Annotated in this window: 17 protein-coding genes; 7 read left to right on the plus strand and 10 right to left on the minus strand. The window is 60.9% G+C overall.

Going from position 1 to position 16,378, the window contains the following annotated elements; genetic code table 11:
• Positions 1-62: 62 nt before the first annotated feature.
• The 6 genes from MRX98_RS20045 to MRX98_RS20070 all read right to left on the minus strand — a co-directional run bounded on the left by MRX98_RS20045 (position 63) and on the right by MRX98_RS20070 (position 5,645).
• Positions 63-470, minus strand: coding sequence for a DUF2177 family protein (locus MRX98_RS20045; RefSeq protein WP_246914374.1), 408 nt, complete (start codon positions 468-470; stop codon positions 63-65).
• 229 nt (positions 471-699) lie between these two features.
• A complete protein-coding gene (locus tag MRX98_RS20050) occupies positions 700-1,485 on the minus strand; it encodes a DUF1365 domain-containing protein (protein ID WP_246914376.1) in 786 nt (261 codons plus the stop codon).
• Complete coding sequence (locus MRX98_RS20055; RefSeq protein ID WP_246914378.1) at positions 1,482-2,732, minus strand: NAD(P)/FAD-dependent oxidoreductase; 1,251 nt, start codon at positions 2,730-2,732, stop codon at positions 1,482-1,484. Before MRX98_RS20055 ends, MRX98_RS20050 begins: the two co-directional genes overlap by 4 nt.
• 58 nt (positions 2,733-2,790) lie before the next feature.
• On the minus strand, positions 2,791-3,786 hold the full coding sequence (locus tag MRX98_RS20060) for an acyl-CoA desaturase (RefSeq protein WP_246914380.1): 996 nt from the start codon (positions 3,784-3,786) through the stop codon (positions 2,791-2,793).
• Between the two features lie 258 nt (positions 3,787-4,044).
• Entirely contained in the window at positions 4,045-4,668 is a 624-nt protein-coding gene (locus MRX98_RS20065; protein ID WP_246914381.1) for a cytidylate kinase-like family protein, read from the minus strand.
• A 197-nt stretch (positions 4,669-4,865) separates the two neighbouring features.
• The gene (locus MRX98_RS20070; RefSeq protein ID WP_246914390.1) at positions 4,866-5,645 is read right to left on the minus strand and encodes a dihydropteroate synthase; all 780 of its coding nucleotides are present in this window, start codon (positions 5,643-5,645) and stop codon (positions 4,866-4,868) included.
• A 249-nt stretch (positions 5,646-5,894) separates the two neighbouring features.
• Here MRX98_RS20070 and MRX98_RS20075 point away from each other — a divergent pair, with 249 nt between their 5' ends.
• Complete coding sequence (locus tag MRX98_RS20075) at positions 5,895-7,058, plus strand: PQQ-dependent sugar dehydrogenase (RefSeq protein ID WP_246914392.1); 1,164 nt, start codon at positions 5,895-5,897, stop codon at positions 7,056-7,058.
• 59 nt (positions 7,059-7,117) lie between these two features.
• Here MRX98_RS20075 and MRX98_RS20080 read toward each other — a convergent pair whose 3' ends face one another.
• Entirely contained in the window at positions 7,118-8,518 is a 1,401-nt protein-coding gene (locus tag MRX98_RS20080) for a sigma-54-dependent transcriptional regulator (RefSeq protein ID WP_246914400.1), read from the minus strand.
• Between the two features lie 536 nt (positions 8,519-9,054).
• Between MRX98_RS20080 and MRX98_RS20085 the strand changes: the two genes are divergently transcribed.
• Both MRX98_RS20085 and MRX98_RS20090 read left to right on the plus strand, forming a co-directional pair.
• Positions 9,055-9,693 (plus strand): class I SAM-dependent DNA methyltransferase, encoded by a 639-nt coding sequence (locus MRX98_RS20085; protein ID WP_246914402.1) that lies wholly within the window; start codon positions 9,055-9,057, stop codon positions 9,691-9,693.
• Between the two features lie 65 nt (positions 9,694-9,758).
• On the plus strand, positions 9,759-10,385 hold the full coding sequence (locus tag MRX98_RS20090; protein ID WP_246914404.1) for a class I SAM-dependent DNA methyltransferase: 627 nt from the start codon (positions 9,759-9,761) through the stop codon (positions 10,383-10,385).
• A gap of 15 nt (positions 10,386-10,400) precedes the next feature.
• Here MRX98_RS20090 and MRX98_RS20095 read toward each other — a convergent pair whose 3' ends face one another.
• Complete coding sequence (locus tag MRX98_RS20095; protein ID WP_246914406.1) at positions 10,401-10,841, minus strand: PaaI family thioesterase; 441 nt, start codon at positions 10,839-10,841, stop codon at positions 10,401-10,403.
• 286 nt (positions 10,842-11,127) lie between these two features.
• Between MRX98_RS20095 and MRX98_RS20100 the strand changes: the two genes are divergently transcribed.
• Genes MRX98_RS20100 through MRX98_RS20115 form a run of 4 tightly spaced genes read left to right on the plus strand, consistent with a single transcriptional unit; the run spans position 11,128 to position 14,784 of the window.
• Positions 11,128-12,171, plus strand: coding sequence for a DctP family TRAP transporter solute-binding subunit (locus MRX98_RS20100; protein ID WP_246914408.1), 1,044 nt, complete (start codon positions 11,128-11,130; stop codon positions 12,169-12,171).
• Positions 12,168-12,668, plus strand: coding sequence for a TRAP transporter small permease (locus MRX98_RS20105; RefSeq protein WP_246914409.1), 501 nt, complete (start codon positions 12,168-12,170; stop codon positions 12,666-12,668). The genes MRX98_RS20100 and MRX98_RS20105 overlap by 4 nt, the downstream gene beginning before the upstream one ends.
• Entirely contained in the window at positions 12,668-13,957 is a 1,290-nt protein-coding gene (locus MRX98_RS20110) for a TRAP transporter large permease (protein WP_246914411.1), read from the plus strand. The genes MRX98_RS20105 and MRX98_RS20110 overlap by 1 nt, the downstream gene beginning before the upstream one ends.
• Before the next feature lie 14 nt (positions 13,958-13,971).
• A complete protein-coding gene (locus MRX98_RS20115; RefSeq protein WP_246914419.1) occupies positions 13,972-14,784 on the plus strand; it encodes a hypothetical protein in 813 nt (270 codons plus the stop codon).
• Here MRX98_RS20115 and MRX98_RS20120 read toward each other — a convergent pair.
• Both MRX98_RS20120 and MRX98_RS20125 read right to left on the minus strand, forming a co-directional pair.
• Positions 14,781-15,614 carry a DUF362 domain-containing protein gene (locus tag MRX98_RS20120; RefSeq protein ID WP_246914421.1) on the minus strand — a complete coding sequence of 278 codons (834 nt, stop codon included), beginning with the start codon at positions 15,612-15,614 and terminating at the stop codon, positions 14,781-14,783. The two genes, MRX98_RS20115 and MRX98_RS20120, sit on opposite strands and share 4 nt — an antisense overlap.
• Positions 15,615-15,620: 6 nt before the next feature.
• Positions 15,621-16,193 (minus strand): HD domain-containing protein, encoded by a 573-nt coding sequence (locus MRX98_RS20125; protein WP_246914423.1) that lies wholly within the window; start codon positions 16,191-16,193, stop codon positions 15,621-15,623.
• Positions 16,194-16,378 lie beyond the last annotated feature (185 nt).

Genomic DNA, 16,378 nt, shown 5'->3' on the forward strand with positions numbered 1-16,378 from the left:
GGTTTTCCTCCTATATTCCCTGCTTTCAAGGGCGTTTGCAGGCCATTGCGGCGCCACTTTTACTACCCGTTCGTCGGCCATTGTCGGGCAACGTAATAGCCGATGGCTGCGGTCAAGCCGGTCAACACCGTGCCCCAGACCAGATCCACTGCGACCATGGCCGGCGGCCAATCCTTGAGCACGGCCCAGTTGGTCAAATCGTAGGTGGCGTATGCCAGGAATCCCAGGGCCGCTCCCAAAAGCAGCGCCTGCCCGATCGAATTCGCCGGCAGAACGGCAAAGAAGAGAATGCCGACCATGTAAACGGCATAGAACAGAAGCGCCGCCGGCCAATTGACCTGATCCGCCATGAGATGCCCGATCTGCCGCTGGTAAAAACCCTTGGCGAAAATGCCCAACCAGAGTAGATCCACGATCAGGAATCCCGCCGCCATGCTGCCGGTTACGGCAGCCAGTTTCACGATGCTCATAACATGCCCTCCTGGATGTGATGAGGTTTGCCGTTGGACCTTTGAACTACCCTTTTTCTTTACGCTTGATCCGAATGTGTTGCGTAAAAGATGCTGCGTGAGGTCAACCTGTCAATCCAAGCCCATCGGGGGCTTAATGGGGGGGAAGTGGTAGTCCTGCGCCAAGGCCGCCAAGCGCACCAGGATAACAGGTGGCCGGCCGGTGACCGGGCGGATGCGATCGATCGGCTCAGCAAGCGCTTTCCGGTGCCGCCGCCAATTTCTTGGGATGGGTGTGGACCGGTGTGCCCTTGAGAAAGAGGCGCAGGGCTTGCCAGTGAATCAGGGTCCAAACCTTGGTGGTCATCAAGGGATAATGGAGCAGAACGCCGGTCAACCGGCGATGGGTGATTTCCCGTCGGTGCAGGGCCAGGGTAGCGTCCAACAGCCGCCGGCCGCCCGTCTCGCCGACGATCATGTGCACGTTGAGCCGGTCGCCGGGCACGCGGAAGCGCCAATCGTAGGCCAGATCCATGGCCATGAAAGGCGACACGTGCATTTGCTTGGCGAAACGGTATTGGCGCCAATGGGCAGCGGGGTGCTGGTTGTCGTCCCGGCGCAATACATAGAGCTGTTCCTCCTTCCAGGGGGTGTTGTGCACTTCGGCCACGATGGTTTCCAGGCACTGATCCCGGCGGTCGAAGCAGTAGTAAAAGCTGACCGGGTTGAAGCAGTAGCCGAAGTAGCGCAGGTGGGTCAGCAGCCGGATGGGACCTTCGGGGCGGATGCCGGTGTGTCGCGCCACCAGTTCCCGAACGGCGGTGTCCAGGGGGGTGCGCGGATCGCCCAGGTGGTCCTGGCGTTTGAACCAGGCGATATTGGGACGGGTGTGGGACCAGAGGGGATGCACTGCAAACAGGGGGTCCAGTTCCGCCAAGTCCAGGTACATCAGGAACAAGCGGTAGCGGAAACGGTTGCTGGTGGGTTGAAAGCGCCGGTGGCGCACCCACCCTTCGTAAATGGCGCTGTGCATCATGGCAGGGCCTTTCCGAAATGGTTGGCGACGGCCAGGGCGCTGTTGACGCCGTCTTCGTGGAAGCCGTAGCCCCAATAAGCGCCGCAGTAGTGGGTGCGGTTGCGGCCGCTGATGCTTTCCCATTGCCGGCGGGCCTGCAGACCGGGTGGATCGTAGATCGGGTGGTGGTAGAGCATGCTCGCGATGCGTCGTTCGGGAGCCACGGCCTCCGGGCGGTTGAGGGTGACGCAGTAGTGCTCAGAGGCATCCAGTTGCTGCAGGCGGTTCATGTAGTAGGTCAGGGCCACGCGGCCCATGGGCGCTACCGGAATATGGTAGTTCCAACTGGCCCGCGCGATGGGCGCCGGCGGCAGCAGACGGGCGTCGGTGTGCAGGACCGTCAAATTCTCCTGGTAGGGAATGGCGCCCAGCACGGCCCGTTCGGCGTCGCTGGGGTCGGCCAGCATGCGCAGGGCCTGATCGCTGTGGGCGGCGATCACCACTTGGTCGAACCTTTCGGGGGGGTGATCGGAAACGGTGATGTCCACGCCGTCGGAGGCCCGGCGCACGGCAGTGACCGGGCTGTCGAGCCGGATGCGCTCCCGGTAAGGGCCTGTCAGCGGCGGGATGTAGCGGTGGGAGCCGCCCTGGATGGCGAGCCAACGGGGTTGGTGCAGGGCGTTGAGAAATCCGTGGTTGTGGAAGAAGCGGGCCAGGTAGCTGACCGGGAAATCCAGGAACCGCCTGGGATCGGAGGACCAGATGGCACTGCCCATGGGCACCAGGAATTTTTCGATGAACAGGGGGCCGTAACGATTGCTGCGCAGATAATGGCCCAGGGTGGTCCTGTCGTCGCCGGACGCCATCAGCCGCCGGGCCGCTTGCCGGAAGCGCAGGGCGTCGAAAAGCATGCGCTGGAAAGCCGGGCGCAACAAGTTTTTCCGCTGCACGAAAAGGGCTTTCAGGGATTTGGGCGAGTAGAGCAGCCCGCTGCGTTCGCACTGCACGCTGAAACTCATGTCCGACGGTTGCCAGGCCACCCCGAGGTGCCGCATTAACCGGATGAAGTTGGGATAGGTGGCCTCATTGAAAACGATGAAGCCGGTGTCCACCGCATGGCGGCGTCCGTCTTCGGCGGTCACGGAAACGGTGTGGGTGTGACCGCCGATGCGGCGGTCGGCTTCGAAAAGGGTCACCCTGTGGTCTTTGCAAAGCAGGTGGGCCACTGTCATCCCGCTGATGCCGCCACCGATGATTGCGATACGCATACCATTTTTCCTTTTATGATCGCTGCCGGGCAGCGGTCCATTGCAGCGACGTGGGGCTTCAACGCCCTTGTTCTTCGGCGCCCATGGCCGATGGCCGGCCCGATTTGCGGCCGTTGCGAACATTGGCAGGCAAAGGCCGCAAATCGGACACGATGCCCAGCAACACCATCAGGCGCAGAATGTAATAGGTGATGTCGACCTCCCACCAGAAAAAGCCCTGGCGCGCCGAGATGGGATAGTGATGATGGTTGTTGTGCCACCCCTCCCCCAGAGTGATCAGGGCCAGCAGGGCGTTGTTGCGGCTGTGGTCCGGCGTGTCGTAGCGTCGGGTGCCGATGAGGTGGTCGATGGAGTTGATGGTCATGGTGGCGTGCAGCAGCACGATGGTGGAGACGGCAAAGCCCCAAATCAACAGTTGCGGGCCGTTGGTTCGCAGCCCGGGTGCGACGGCGGCCAGCAGTTCGCCCAATCCGTAGAGAAAGGCGGCCAGAACAAGCGGCATCAAGATGTCCCAGCGGTTGAGCCAGCGCAGCTCCGGAAACCGGGCCCAGTCCTTCACATAGGGCCAGCGGGTGGGAAAATTGGCCGGCGACAGGATCCAGCCCACATGGCTCCACCAGAAGCCGTGCTGGACCGGTGAATGGGGATCATCCGGCTGATCGGCACAGCGGTGGTGATGGCGGTGGTGGGCGGCCCACCACAAGGGACCGCGCTGCATGGCGCTGCTGCCCGCCAGCGCGAACACAAACTGCCATACCCGATTGACCTTGTAAGTTCTATGGGAGAAGTATCGGTGATAGATGCCGGTGATGGCAAACATCCTTACCAGGTAGAGCACCGCGGCCACCACCAGTGCCGTTGGGCTGACCCCGACCCAGAACACCAGCAGGCACATGAGGTGGACCAGAATGAGGGGTACGGCGCGCAGCCAATCCACGGTATAAGGAGAAGCCGGTGGGCCTGAAGCAGTTGTTTGCGCTTCGGAATCGAACCACTGTCGCAAAGTGGTCCACACGCTGTTTTGCTCGATACGGTTCCGCGGATTGTCCGTCATGGGTCGGAAGTTCCTTCGCTGAGAGGACTGTTTGGCTCAAACAGCCATCCCTGTAAGCACGTATGCTTCGATGGCCATAGAAAGCAACAAAAAACTGCGGCCTTTCAAAGATATGTCAATTCCAATCCATGGGCAGTAAAATGAGGGGCTGTTGATAGCAGAGCAGGGGGGGACGCCCTTAACTTTTTAACTTACTGCCTTTTTTTGGGCGGTAAGTTAAAAAGTTAAGGGCGTCCCCCCGAACGTCCCCGAATATATTTACTCACCTCTCGATCGTTGGACAAATGTTACAATCTCTTGCAGTATTTCATCGAGCGTCATTAGGCTTGCATTGAAGACCATATGGTAATGCAAGGGATCTTTATAGTTGTAGTTCTTGAACAAAGAATATAAGTTTCGCCGCTTTTTGTCCCCAATTTCAACGTCCTTTTCTGCTTCCGCAGCGGTGAGATTGTAATGCTCTCGTATAAATGCCACGCGATCCTTCTTTTCTGCAACAAGCAAAAAATGGAGCGTTTTGGGGTGGCCTTCCAGAAAAAGTGGCGAACCTCTACCCAGCAAAATGATATTGTCATTTTTTGCCAGGTCCAAGATGACTTCTTTCAGTGTCTTAGCATAAATGGTTTCGTCAATATAGCCAAACTCTTCCCCAGTCATTCGGTCCATGTAGCTTTTGCTCAACATGGCGGTAACGGCTTTGGAAAAGAAGCCGCCGGCTATATTTTCAATGTCTTGAACCGCTTCGTGGGTAACATTGACCCGTCGCGCCAGCTCGTGAATCACCACATCGTCAAGAAACCGGTAACCCAGCGCGTTGGCCAATCGCAATCCAAGTGTTCGACCACCTGCCCCGAATTGGCGAGCTATTGTGATGACGGCCATGGATCCTCCTTGTAGAAATCAAAAATTGCGTGCTTGTGCGGCTCGAGAAAGCCTCCGCGATTGCCAAGTGGGTCAAGCCGATCGGGAATATGCACATTTTCCATCCAATACTCTATTATAATCGATTGCCCCTAACATGGGAATAAGCCTTTTTACGGTGAGAAAGGGATATGAGAAGGCGAATACGCGTCCCCGAACTATGCGATGATGTCATTTTCGAGGAGTTGGGTGCAGGTGCGGGCGGTTAGGACGGTGTCCGGGTGATCGATGTCCAGCAGGCCGATGTTCAGGCCGGCGGCGGCCAGCATGGGGAGGAAGGTGCGCTGCATGGCCTGTTTGATTTTGCCGGGCATGCGGCCGGCGGTCAGGTTGGAGAGTCCGGCGATGGTGCGCACTGGAAAACCGAGCAGGTCCGGAAGGGTGCGCAGCAGGGTGAGCAGGTGCCGGTTGTGCCGGGGGCCATCGGCCCAGATCAGCGGAGCGACCACCGGATCGATGATCAGTTGCGCGTCGGACAGGCCGGTTGCTTGAAAGGCGCTGTACAGGTCCAAGGCGACGGCGATGCACTCCTCTTCGCTGACGGGCACCTGGCTGTCGGGGGTCAGCAGGTAGCCGACGATATCACAGCCGTATTGGCCCGCCAGGGGCAGAATTTGCGCCAGTTTGGCCGGCTCCAGGGAGAAGCCGTTGAGAATGACGCGGTTGCTGCGACCTGCGGCCAGGCCGGCGGCCATGGCGGCGGGATTGACCGTGTCCAGCATCAGCGGCAGGGTGGTGACGGCGCAGACGGTCTCCACCAGGAAGGTCATGCGGCCTACCGGATCGCGGTTCAAGGGGCCGGGGTTGATGTCGATCCAATCCGCGCCGGCTTCCGCGCAACGGCGCGCCATGGCGGCAATGGGGGCCGGATCCAGCTGTTCGATGGCCTTGGCGATGGTCGGCTGGGTGACGCGCAGGTTGTCGGCGGCGATGATCATCTCTATAATGCTCTTGTGGGTTCTTGCTTGTGAATCTTTGTGGCGTGGTCGGTGCATGGCGGTTTTTTGTTGTGTGCCCGCGACCACTGCGCAGGCATACCATTTCCCCGACAATGGTGGAAGACCGAAAGATGCGATGGTGGCAGGTTCATTGTCGGGTGTGGCTGAGGTGGCGTTTCGGCGCATCGTAGAGAGTGGATGCGATGCGTATTTCATACATTTTGCGCATCAATCCAAGGAGGTGGGCGAATGCAACTTAAGGATTATTGCCGGCGCGTTGTCGTGGCCTGGCTGGTCGTGCTGTCGTTGTCGGCCGGTGCCGTTCATGCGGATCCGGTGGTCGGCGGGACGCCCCAGACGGTGCCGGATACCCAGCGATCCGAACTGAACGACTATGTCGTGGAGACCTGGATCGAAGGATTGGAGATTCCCTGGTCCCTGGTTTTTCTCTCGCCAACCGAGGCCCTGGTAAGTGAGCGGCCGGGGCGGATTCGGCGGATTGTTGAGGGACGACTCCTGCCGGATGCTTATGCGGCGCCTGAGGTGCTGCACACCGGGGAGGGCGGTCTGATGGGCCTGGCCGTTCATCCCCGATTTCCCGATGTGCCCTACATCTATGCCATGCACACCTATCGGGAGGGGGGGCGGCCCGCCAACCGGGTGGTGCGGTTGCGTCACGAAGGCGAGCGGGCCACCCTGGACCGGGTGATCATCGACGATATTCCGGGCCACCGTGTGCACAACGGCGGGCGGATCGGATTCGGCCCCGACGGCATGCTTTACGTCACCACCGGCGACATTTGGCAAGCCGAGCTGGCCCAGGATGCCGACTCCCTGGCCGGCAAGATATTGCGTTTGACCCCCGACGGCGCCATTCCGGCGGACAATCCCACGGAGGGATCGCCGGTCTACTCCCTGGGCCACCGCAACCCCCAGGGCCTGGCCTGGCATCCGGGCACCGGCGCGCTTTTCTCATCGGAGCACGGCCCGTCGGGCGAGTATGGTCTGCGCGGCCGGGATATCATCAATCTGATAGAGAAGGGGGGCAACTACGGCTGGCCACGGACCGTGGGCAAGGCCGACCGGCCGCCCTATATCGATCCCCTGATCATGTGGGAACAGGCCACTCCGCCAGGGGGCATGGCCTTCTGGGGCGGCGACCTTTTCGTGGCCACCCTGCGCAGCCGTGCGCTGATCCGTATTCAACTGGCGCAACAGGAGGGCAGCTTTCAAGTGACGGCCATCGAGCGCTGGTTCGACCCGGACCACGGCGACACCACCTTCGGTCGTTTGCGGGATACGGTGGTGGGCCCCGACGACCGCCTTTATTTGCTGACTTCCAACCGCGACGGCCGCGGCCGTACCCGTGCGGGCGATGACCGCATCGTGCGCATCACAGGACGCGGGCGATAGGCCGGTGGTTTATGGACAGAGAATAGGGCGTGGCGACATGGTGGGCGGCCTGTGATGTTCTATTTCTTGAGCTGTTCCGACTTGCCGGCCGGCAGGTTGAAGCGTTGGATCTTGGTGTAGAGGGAGCGACGGGAGATGCCCAGGATTTCACTGGCGCGGGTGCGGTTGTAATTGGTGTATTGCAGGGTGCGGGCGATCAACTCCTTTTGCACCTCCTCCATGGACATGCCGATGCGGATGGTCATGGTCATGTCCTCGTTCTGCAGCCGGCTGATGCGGGCGGGCAGTTGCGCGGGCTCCAGGATATCGCCCGGGCAGGAGATCACCGCCCGCTGAATCACATTTTTCAGCTCCCGGACGTTGCCGGGCCAGGCGTAGGCCTCCAGGCAACTGATGAAATCGCTGGAGATGCCGCGAATGGTCTTCTGAAAATCGTCGCAAGCTTCCTTGATCAAATGGTCCACCAGCAAGTTGATATCGCCGTGCCGCTCGCGCAGCGGCGGCATGGTCAGATGCAGCACATCGAGCCGGTAGTATAAATCTTCCCTGAATCGGCCGCGGCGGATCTCCTCGGCCAGGTCGGCGTTGGTGGCCGCGATCACGCGCACATCCACCGACTGCACCTCCTGGCTGCCGATACGGCAAAACTCCTGGGTTTCCAGCAGGCGCAACAAACTGATCTGCATTTTGCTGTCGATGGTGGCGATCTCATCCAGAAAGACCGTGCCGCCGTCGGCCACTTCGAAGGAGCCCTTGCGCTGCCTGGTGGCGCCGGTGAAGGCGCCGCTTTCATGACCGAACAGCTCGCTGGCCACCAGGTCACCGGGCAGGGAACCGATATGGACCGGCACGCACGGTCGCATTGCGCGGGCGCTCAATTCATGGATGGCGCGGGCGGCCAGCTCCTTGCCCGTGCCGGTTTCGCCGGAGAGCAGTACCGGGATGTCGGTGGCCGCGGCCTGGCGGATCTGGCGGTAAACATGCTGCATGGCGGCGGAACGGCCCACCATGCTTTCGAAGGTGGTTCTTTCGCCCTCGGATTTCAGCAGCCTGTTGGGTCCCATTTGGGGCGCTTTTTCCAATGCGGTTTCGATGAGCAGTTTCAGTTCTTCGTCGCTGACCGGCAGCACCGCATAGTGGAAAACGCCGGCACGCAGCGCCTGGTGCGCGATCTTGAGTCGGCCGGGATCGGCCAGGAAAAGGATCTGGGTGGCGGGGCACTTGGCCGAAACCAACTCCAGGATGTCCATGGCATTGTTGATGTGGTCATGGGCCACACTGCTGGAAAAGAGCATCAGGTCGAAAACCGCCCGCTCGAAGCGGTCGAGCACTTCGTCCAGGCTGCGTTCATAGGCCAGGGTGACATTCTCCTCGCCGAAAATAGTCAGGACTTGGCGGGCCAGTTGGCGGCCTTTGTCAACGCAGATGATGCGGGGTTTTGCCGATGGTCGTGGTTCCAATTGGGATATCCTTAATGGGTTCGGGAAAAATATGCACAGGATGGTAGAGGCAACAATAGTGGATCAGCGGGAATTCATGGTTCCGACCCATATCAGAAGGTTGCACGGAAAGCAAGCTTGTGATCGGGACCGGTGCGCTCGTTCGGCCATGGTGTTCAATGCAAAAACTGCAATGAGAAAAAGTTACCCGATAATAGGGTGCGTCCTGCCGCGACCGGCCGATTTTGCTCGTGTTTGCGCCATCGCCTCGAATTTTCAATCCGAGTGAACCGAGGGCGAAGGCACAATCAATAATATAAAAGTAAATGATTACGATGTGTTGACACATCCTCGGGTGTTCATGCCTTGCCGCGTTGGCATTTTAATTGCTTCGTGTTGTGCCCTTCGGCGCTTGCGGTGCTCACCACCATGGGGATGTATCCGACGCGCGCCACTTTTCGTGACAAACCAATCCAATACACATGCAACCGGAACGCATGGACAAGGCGCGGCGCCTGGCGGTCATCGCGGCGGCGCGCCGCAAACAAGGAGGTTCAATGGAAGCGAAACAAGAGACACCGAAACTGTGGGAAGCCACCTATGAAGCCAAAACGGCGCAAGAACTGGCCGATGCCTATGGCGAGTGGGCCGAACTGTATGACCGGGACACGATCAAGGTGATGGGCTATGTGGGGCCCCAGACGGCTGTCTCCATGCTCGACGGTTATCTCAATTCCAAAGGGTGCAGGGTGCTCGATGCCGGTTGCGGTACCGGCCTGGTGGGCGAGTTTCTCAAGCACAAAGGCTACAAGAACATCGATGCCATGGACTACTCCGAGGATATGCTGGTGGAGGCCGAGAAAAAGTCGGTATACAAAAAGCTGTTCCAGGAGGATCTCAACGAGGGACTGGAAATTCCGGACAACAGTTACGATGCCACCATCTGCGTGGGCACTTTCACCTATGCCCATGTCGGGCCGGAAGCCTTCGAGGAGTTGCTGCGGGTGACCAAACCCGGCGGTTACATCTGTTTCACCATTCGCGACGGTGCCTACGAGGAGTACAATTACCGCGAAAAGATGCTGGAATTGGAAGCTTCGTCCCAATGGGAGCTACAGGAGCTGCGGGAGGCGGATTACTTGGTCAATGAAAAGGTGACCGCCAAATTCTGCACCTACAAAGTCCTCGCCAACTGATTGCGGACAGCTACCCGCGGCGCAATGCCAAGTAACCAGCACCAAGCACCAAGAAGGAGTGTACAATGGTTAGCAACAACCAAACACTGGACAAAGTATATACGGCCCAGAATCACACAGAGCTGATGGATGCCTACAAGGATTGGGCCGGCGATTACGACAACGATACGGTGGGCCGTTTCGGTTACGTGGCGCACATTGCCTCCGCCGAGGCTCTGGACAAGGCGCTCGACCGCAAAGACGCCTGCATCCTGGATGCGGGCTGCGGCACCGGTTTGGTGGGTGAAGAGCTTGTCAAGATGGGCTATTCGACCATGGACGCCCTGGACTATTCCAAGGAGATGCTTGACGAGGCGGAGCGCAAGCAGATCTACCGCAATCACATCCAGGCCGATTTGAGCCATCCGTTGGAGATGCAGGACAACAGCTACGATGCCGTCGTTTGCACCGGCACCTTCACCTACGGCCACGTCAAGGCCAACGCCTTCGACGAATTGATCCGCATCACCAAGCCCGGCGGCTTCATCTGCTTCACCATTCGCGAGGGGGCCTACGAAGATTACGGCTACCGCCAGCACATGATCGAACTCGAGCAGCAAAACGCCTGGGAATTGACCGGTATGTACGAGACGGACTACCTGAAGAACGAAGGGGTCACCTGCAAGATGTGCACCTATAAGGTGTTGGTGTAGGGTGCTCCGGCTGTTTTACTTCTGCAGAATCATGTAGGTCGCCGAACCCTTGGCGATCAAGTCGCCCACTTCGGTGGTTGCCGTGACCTCACCCAGTGCGGTACGGGCGCCTTTCTGGACGATCTGCGCTTCGGCCAGAAGGGCGCCTCGGACAAACGGCTTGAGATAGTTGATCTTCATCTCCAGGGTGACGATGGTTTCACTGCGGTCGATCATCCCCAGCAGGGCCACCCCGACGGCCGCATCGGCGGCCGCGAAGATCGAACCTCCGTGGGCGATGCCGTCGGCCTGGGTCAATTTCTCTCCAAAAGGCAACCGCACCAATGCCCAACCCTTCTTGACATCCACCAGGGTCATGCCCAAAAGGGCCCAGAAGGGGTGCACGCTGGGGGATTTCGCGATCAACGCGGCCCTGAAGTTGGCTGACAGGGGCGTAAATTGCTCTCGCTCGTTCATGGGCGGTCCTCCACTTTAAGATGTGATTCGGACCTACCACCAAACGCTCCAATCAGCAACATCCCTTGCCATCGTATTTTTATCTTGACGCGCATCCTCCGGTTTATCACTATAGCCCTGAATTCATAATGATCCGGCGTGCGCCCCACGGATACAGCCGCACCTGTGGGGAACAGCCGCCCAATCGGCGTCGGCCCGGAGCACGGGTTGCCCGGCGGGACGCCGCAAGAGGAGGGAACCTATGATGCGGAATTGGAACAGGTGTTTGCGCTGTGGAATCGTTTGGGTGACCGCCGTCATGGCCGCTGCGGTGGTGATGCTGCCTGCCGCCGGACTGACCGCCGATTTTAAAAAGGAGTATCGGCTGCAGGTCAATGTGGGGCCTTCTTTCTACTGGGGCATGGGGGCCACCAAGTTCGCCGAGCTGGTGGCCGAGAAGACGGACGGACGCATCAATGTCAAACCCTACTTCGGCAGCGCCTTGCTGCAAGGGGCCCAGCTCAATGCCGCCCAGATGGTGGCCCGCGGCGTGATCGACTGCGCCTTCGAGTCCACCATCAACATTTCCCCGGTGGTGGGGGAAGCCAACATTTTTCACCTTCCTTTTTTCGTCAACACCTTCGAGAATCTGGACAAGATGAAGGCCGGCGAGACCGGCGCGGCGGTGTTCGCCGCCCTGGAGCGGGTGGGGTTGCAGCCCTTGGCCTGGGGGGAAAACGGTTTCCGCCAGTTGACCAACAGCAAGCGCCCCATCACGGCGCCCGCCGATCTGAAGGGGTTGCGCATACGGGTGGTGGGTAATCCACTGTTCATGGAGACCTTTCGTCAGTTGGGCGCCGACCCGGTCAACATGAATTGGGGTGATGCCCAGACCGCATTCCAGCAAGGGGTGGTGGAGGGCCAGGAAAACCCCGTGGGGGTGTTGGTGCCGGTGCAGATCTGGCAGTATCACCAGCACGTCACCATGTGGAACTACCTGGTGGACCCCCTGATCATCTACTGGAACAAGCGGCAGTGGGAGGCCTTTCCCGCCGACATCCAGCAAGCCATTCAGGCGGCGGCCGAAGAGGCGGGCCGCTTCGAGATCGCCCTGTCCCGCTCCGGCCTGGATGACGGGGTTTCGCAGAAGGTACTCAAGGATCTCTTCGATTTTACCATGGAGGTGCCCGATCCGGTACGGTTCATGGAATCCAAGGGGATGACGGTGAGCTTCCTGACCGATGCGCAGGTGGCCGCCTTCGCCGAGGCCACGGCGCCGGTGTTGGACAAATGGGCCAAAACCCTGGGCGAGGACCTGGTGAACAAGGCCAAGGCGGACATGGCGCGGTGAACGACCAGCCGGAACATACGGGGAAGCGGCCCATCCGCGTGGATCACTGGATCGCGGCCCTTCTGCTCATGGCCATGGCGACCATCGCCTTTGTCAATGTGTTGAGCCGCTACTTTATCCACTTTTCCATCGGCGCCACCGAGGAGATCACCATCAACCTGTTCGTCTGGATGACGGTGGTGGGCACGGGCATTGCCTTCGAGCGCGGCGCCCAGCTGGGCATGGTGACCTTCTACAACCTGTTTCCGCCGCGCATGCGCAAGGGGTTGGTGGTGTTCAGCGCCCTGTTGGGGGCCGCGCTCTTCGTGCTGGTGTGCATCTACATGATCCAGGCCATCTATGACGAGATGACCCTGTTCCGGGCCACCAGCCCCTCTTTGGGCATTCCGGTCTGGATTTACTATGCCGGGGTGCCGCTGCTGTCGGTTTTCGTCTTCCGGGGCATCTACCGCGGCGCCCGCACGCGCCTGGCGCAGCTCGAGAGGATGGAACGCTGATGGAGATGGTGGTCATCAGCACGGTGTTTCTGCTCCTGATGGCACTGGGGGTGCCCATTGCCGTTTCCCTGGGGGTTGCGGCGGTGGTCACCATTTACCAGTTCAACCTGGGCATCGAGATGCTGGGGGTCAACTTCAGCGCCGGCATCGCCTCTTTTCCCCTGCTGGCCATTCCCTTCTTCGTACTGGCGGGGGTGATTCTGCAGCGGGCCGGCCTGGCGGCCACCATCGCCCGCTTCTTCGAACTGCTGGTGGGCAAGAGCACCGGCGGCCTGGCCATGGTGGCCGTGCTGACCTGCATCTTCTGGGGATCGCTGTCCGGCTCGGGTCCGGCCACCACCGCGGCGGTGGGTCTGATCCTGCTGGCGCCCATGGTGCGCCACGGCTACAGCAAAAGTTTCGCCGGCGCCACCATCGCCAATGCGGCCGATCTGTCCATCATCATCCCGCCCAGCATCGCTTTCATCATCTACGGCAACATCACCAGCGTGTCGGTCAGCGCGCTGTTCGTCGCCGGCATCGTGCCCGGGCTGATCACCGGCGCCGGCACCGTACTGGTGGCCTACTGGATCTCCCGGCGGCGGGGCTATCGCGGCATCGCCGACCGGGGCAGTGCCGCCGAGGTGGGGCGCGCCTTCCTGCGCTCCATCTGGGCCCTGCTGGCGCCGGTGGTGATTCTCGGCGGCATCTACTCGGGCATCTTCACGCCCACCGAGGCGGCGGTGGTGGCGGTCTTCTACAGTCTCTTCGTGGCGGTATTCATCTACCGCTCCATTCGTTGGCGCGACATGGTGGAGATGCTGGTGGACGCGGCCGTCACCAGTTCGGTAATTATGTTCATCGTAGTGTTCGCCGGGTTGTTCACCTGGACCGCTTCGGTCATCGGGGTGATCGATACGGTGGCCGGGTGGATCGTTTCCATCTCGCCCAACGCCATGGTGATGATTCTGCTGGTCAATGTGCTCCTCCTGGCCCTGGGCATGGTGCTGGACGCCATCAGTATCTGCTATCTGCTCATGCCGATCCTGATCCCGGTGCTCAAGGCCTTCGGCATCGATCCGGTCTGGTACGGCGTCATTTTCATCACCGCACTGGCCGTGGGCCAGGCCACGCCGCCGGTGGGGGTCAACCTCTTTACGGCAGCCAACCTGATCAAAGGCGACGTGGACAGCGTGGCCAAGGAGGCCATCCCCTACGTGGTGATGGATGTGGTGGTGCTGGCCCTGCTGACCCTGCTGCCCGCCCTTTCCCTCTATCTGCCGATAAAGGCCGGCCTCTACGTGCCCTGAGAACGCGCACCGTGATGACATTGGGCTTCTATATGGTGATCAAGGTCGCCGTCTCCATCCTGATGGTGGTGGTGCTGAGCTGGGTCGCCGAACGAGCGGGGCCGCGGATTGCCGGCGTGATTTCCGGCTATCCCCTGGGTGCGGCCATCAGTCTCTTTTTCATCGGCCTGGAGCAGGGGGCCGATTTCGCCGCCCGCAGCGCCATTTTCACCGCCGGCGGTCTTGCGGCCACCTTGGCCTTCGTCGCCGGTTACCTGCTTGGCTTGCACCGTGCCGAAGAACGGGGTCGGGCGGCGGCCCTGGCGCTGGCAGTGCTCAGCGCCATGGCCACCTACGGGCTGACGGCCTGGGTGCTCGCCAACATCGCCTTGGGCTGGCTCAGCGCGCCTGCCGTCGCCCTGTCGGCCATCGTGCTGGCCGATAGGGCCTTTCGATGGGTGCCGGAAGCCACCATCCAGCAGGTGGCGGCGCGGCGGTGGGTGGTCACCCTTTGCCGTGCCGTTTTTGCGGCGGCGGTCATATTGGTGATCACCGCCGCCGCCGGGATTGTGGGGCCCCGCTGGGCGGGCCTCTTTGCCGCCTTTCCCATCACCATGCTGCCCCTGCTGGTCATATTGCAAGCCGCCCATCAGCCGTCCCACGTGCGCACCCTGATCCGCAACGTGCCGCGGGGCATGGTGTCCCTGCTGGTTTACACCCTGACGGTGGCCGCCACCTACGGTCGGCTGGGCATTGTCGCGGGCACGCTGATGGGCTATCTGGCCGCCACGGTCTACCTGGTGGGCCTGGAAACGTTGCGCAAGCGGCATCTTCGACGCCAACTTTAGCGAAAACGTCGGCAGCGACGCTCCCCTTCAGTGCCATCCGGTTTCGGGCACAGATGACCGATGGTGTGCCATTCCAATCCCAGCAGGCGGGCCGCTTCGCGGTCCACGGCCAAGGGGTCGAAACCGGCCACGATTCGGTTGACCGGCGGGTCGCACCGGGCGCCGCCCAGGTGCTGCTCGGCCAGGCCGATGGCGGCGTCCAGCACCGTGAGATCCGGCGTGCGATGGCGGTTGAGGTCGATGATGGACTGTTGCAGGCGGAGGTGAAAAACCGCCTTCTTCCAGAATCCCCCGCGTCCCGAATAGTGGGCCGGCGGCACAAAGCCCATCATGTTTTTCAACGAGCCGGTCATGGCAGCCAAAGAGTGGGCCTTGAGCACCGGCACCGAAACGATGAAGTGGGAAAAGGCGATCTCCGGCAGCAGCATTTCGGGGAACACCGGGCAACTCTCGTCGACGCACCGGACCAGCGGGGCGTGGTTCAGATCGATCAGGGGCACCCCGTAGCGGGCCGCGAGCCGTTCATAGCCCAGCGCGGCGAAGATCTCCGCTGTTTCCCGCCGGGCGTCGCCGCACCCTTCGGCGATCACGATGGCGGCATCCGAGCAGGTGCGGATGTAGTCGATGATGGCCGCGCAACAGGCGGCGGGGGTGGTCACCGGGTGGGGATCGATGGTGACCAGGTTGGGCTTGATTAAAATGGCGTTCTGCCGCCGCAACACCGCCGGCGCACCGATGGCGTCCAGGGCGCGGCCGACGGCTTCAGCGTAGGTGGTGAAGGGGATCGTAACGGGATTGCCGGCGGTTGTGGGGCTGCTTGCGGCACACATGCTTGGCTACTTCAAGCCGATCCGATCCGCCACGGTGCGCATGCCGGCGATGGTTTCGGTGATCAGGTCGGTCAGTTCCATGTCCAACCGTTGCGCGCCGTTTTCGATCACCGAACGGTTCACCCCGGCGGCGAACCGTTTGTCCTTCCACTTTTTCTTGACCGATTTGGTCGTCAGATCCATCACGCTGCGCGAGGGGCGTACCAGGGCCGCGGCCGCGATCAGGCCGGTCAATTCGTCCACGGCGTAGAGCACTTTTTCAAGATCCGACACCGGTTCCACATCGGTGCAGATGCCCCAGCCGTGGCTCATGACGGCCCGGATATGGTCCGGGGGCCAGTGGTGTTCCTCGAGGATGCGGCGTGTCTCATGGCAGTGGCGCTCGGGAAACTGTTCGTAATCAAGGTCGTGAATCAACCCGATGATGCCCCAGTGATCGGGATCGCCGCCGTACTTGGCGGCAAAATGGCGCATCACCCCCTCTACGGTCAGCGCGTGGGTGATGAGGCTATCGCTCTGGTTGTAGTGTTGCAGCAACTGGAAGGCATCTTCGCGGGTGGGGAATTTCTCTTGGACCATGGCCCCTCCTGTGGTTGATCCCGATCAGGTGGCGGTGATTGGATGATCGCACGGGGGTCGAAAGCGCGGCCGTGCTGCGGCCGATGCCGGCGCAGGCAAGGGTCGCAATATTTTGCAGTAACTGTACAAGAAAATGGTGCTGGTGCATAGAGGGGGAGGCTGGCTTGAGGCCCTGGCGGGCCAGT

This window comes from Desulfatitalea alkaliphila (genome assembly GCF_022968795.1).
Lineage (GTDB): Bacteria > Desulfobacterota > Desulfobacteria > Desulfobacterales > Desulfosarcinaceae > Desulfatitalea > Desulfatitalea alkaliphila.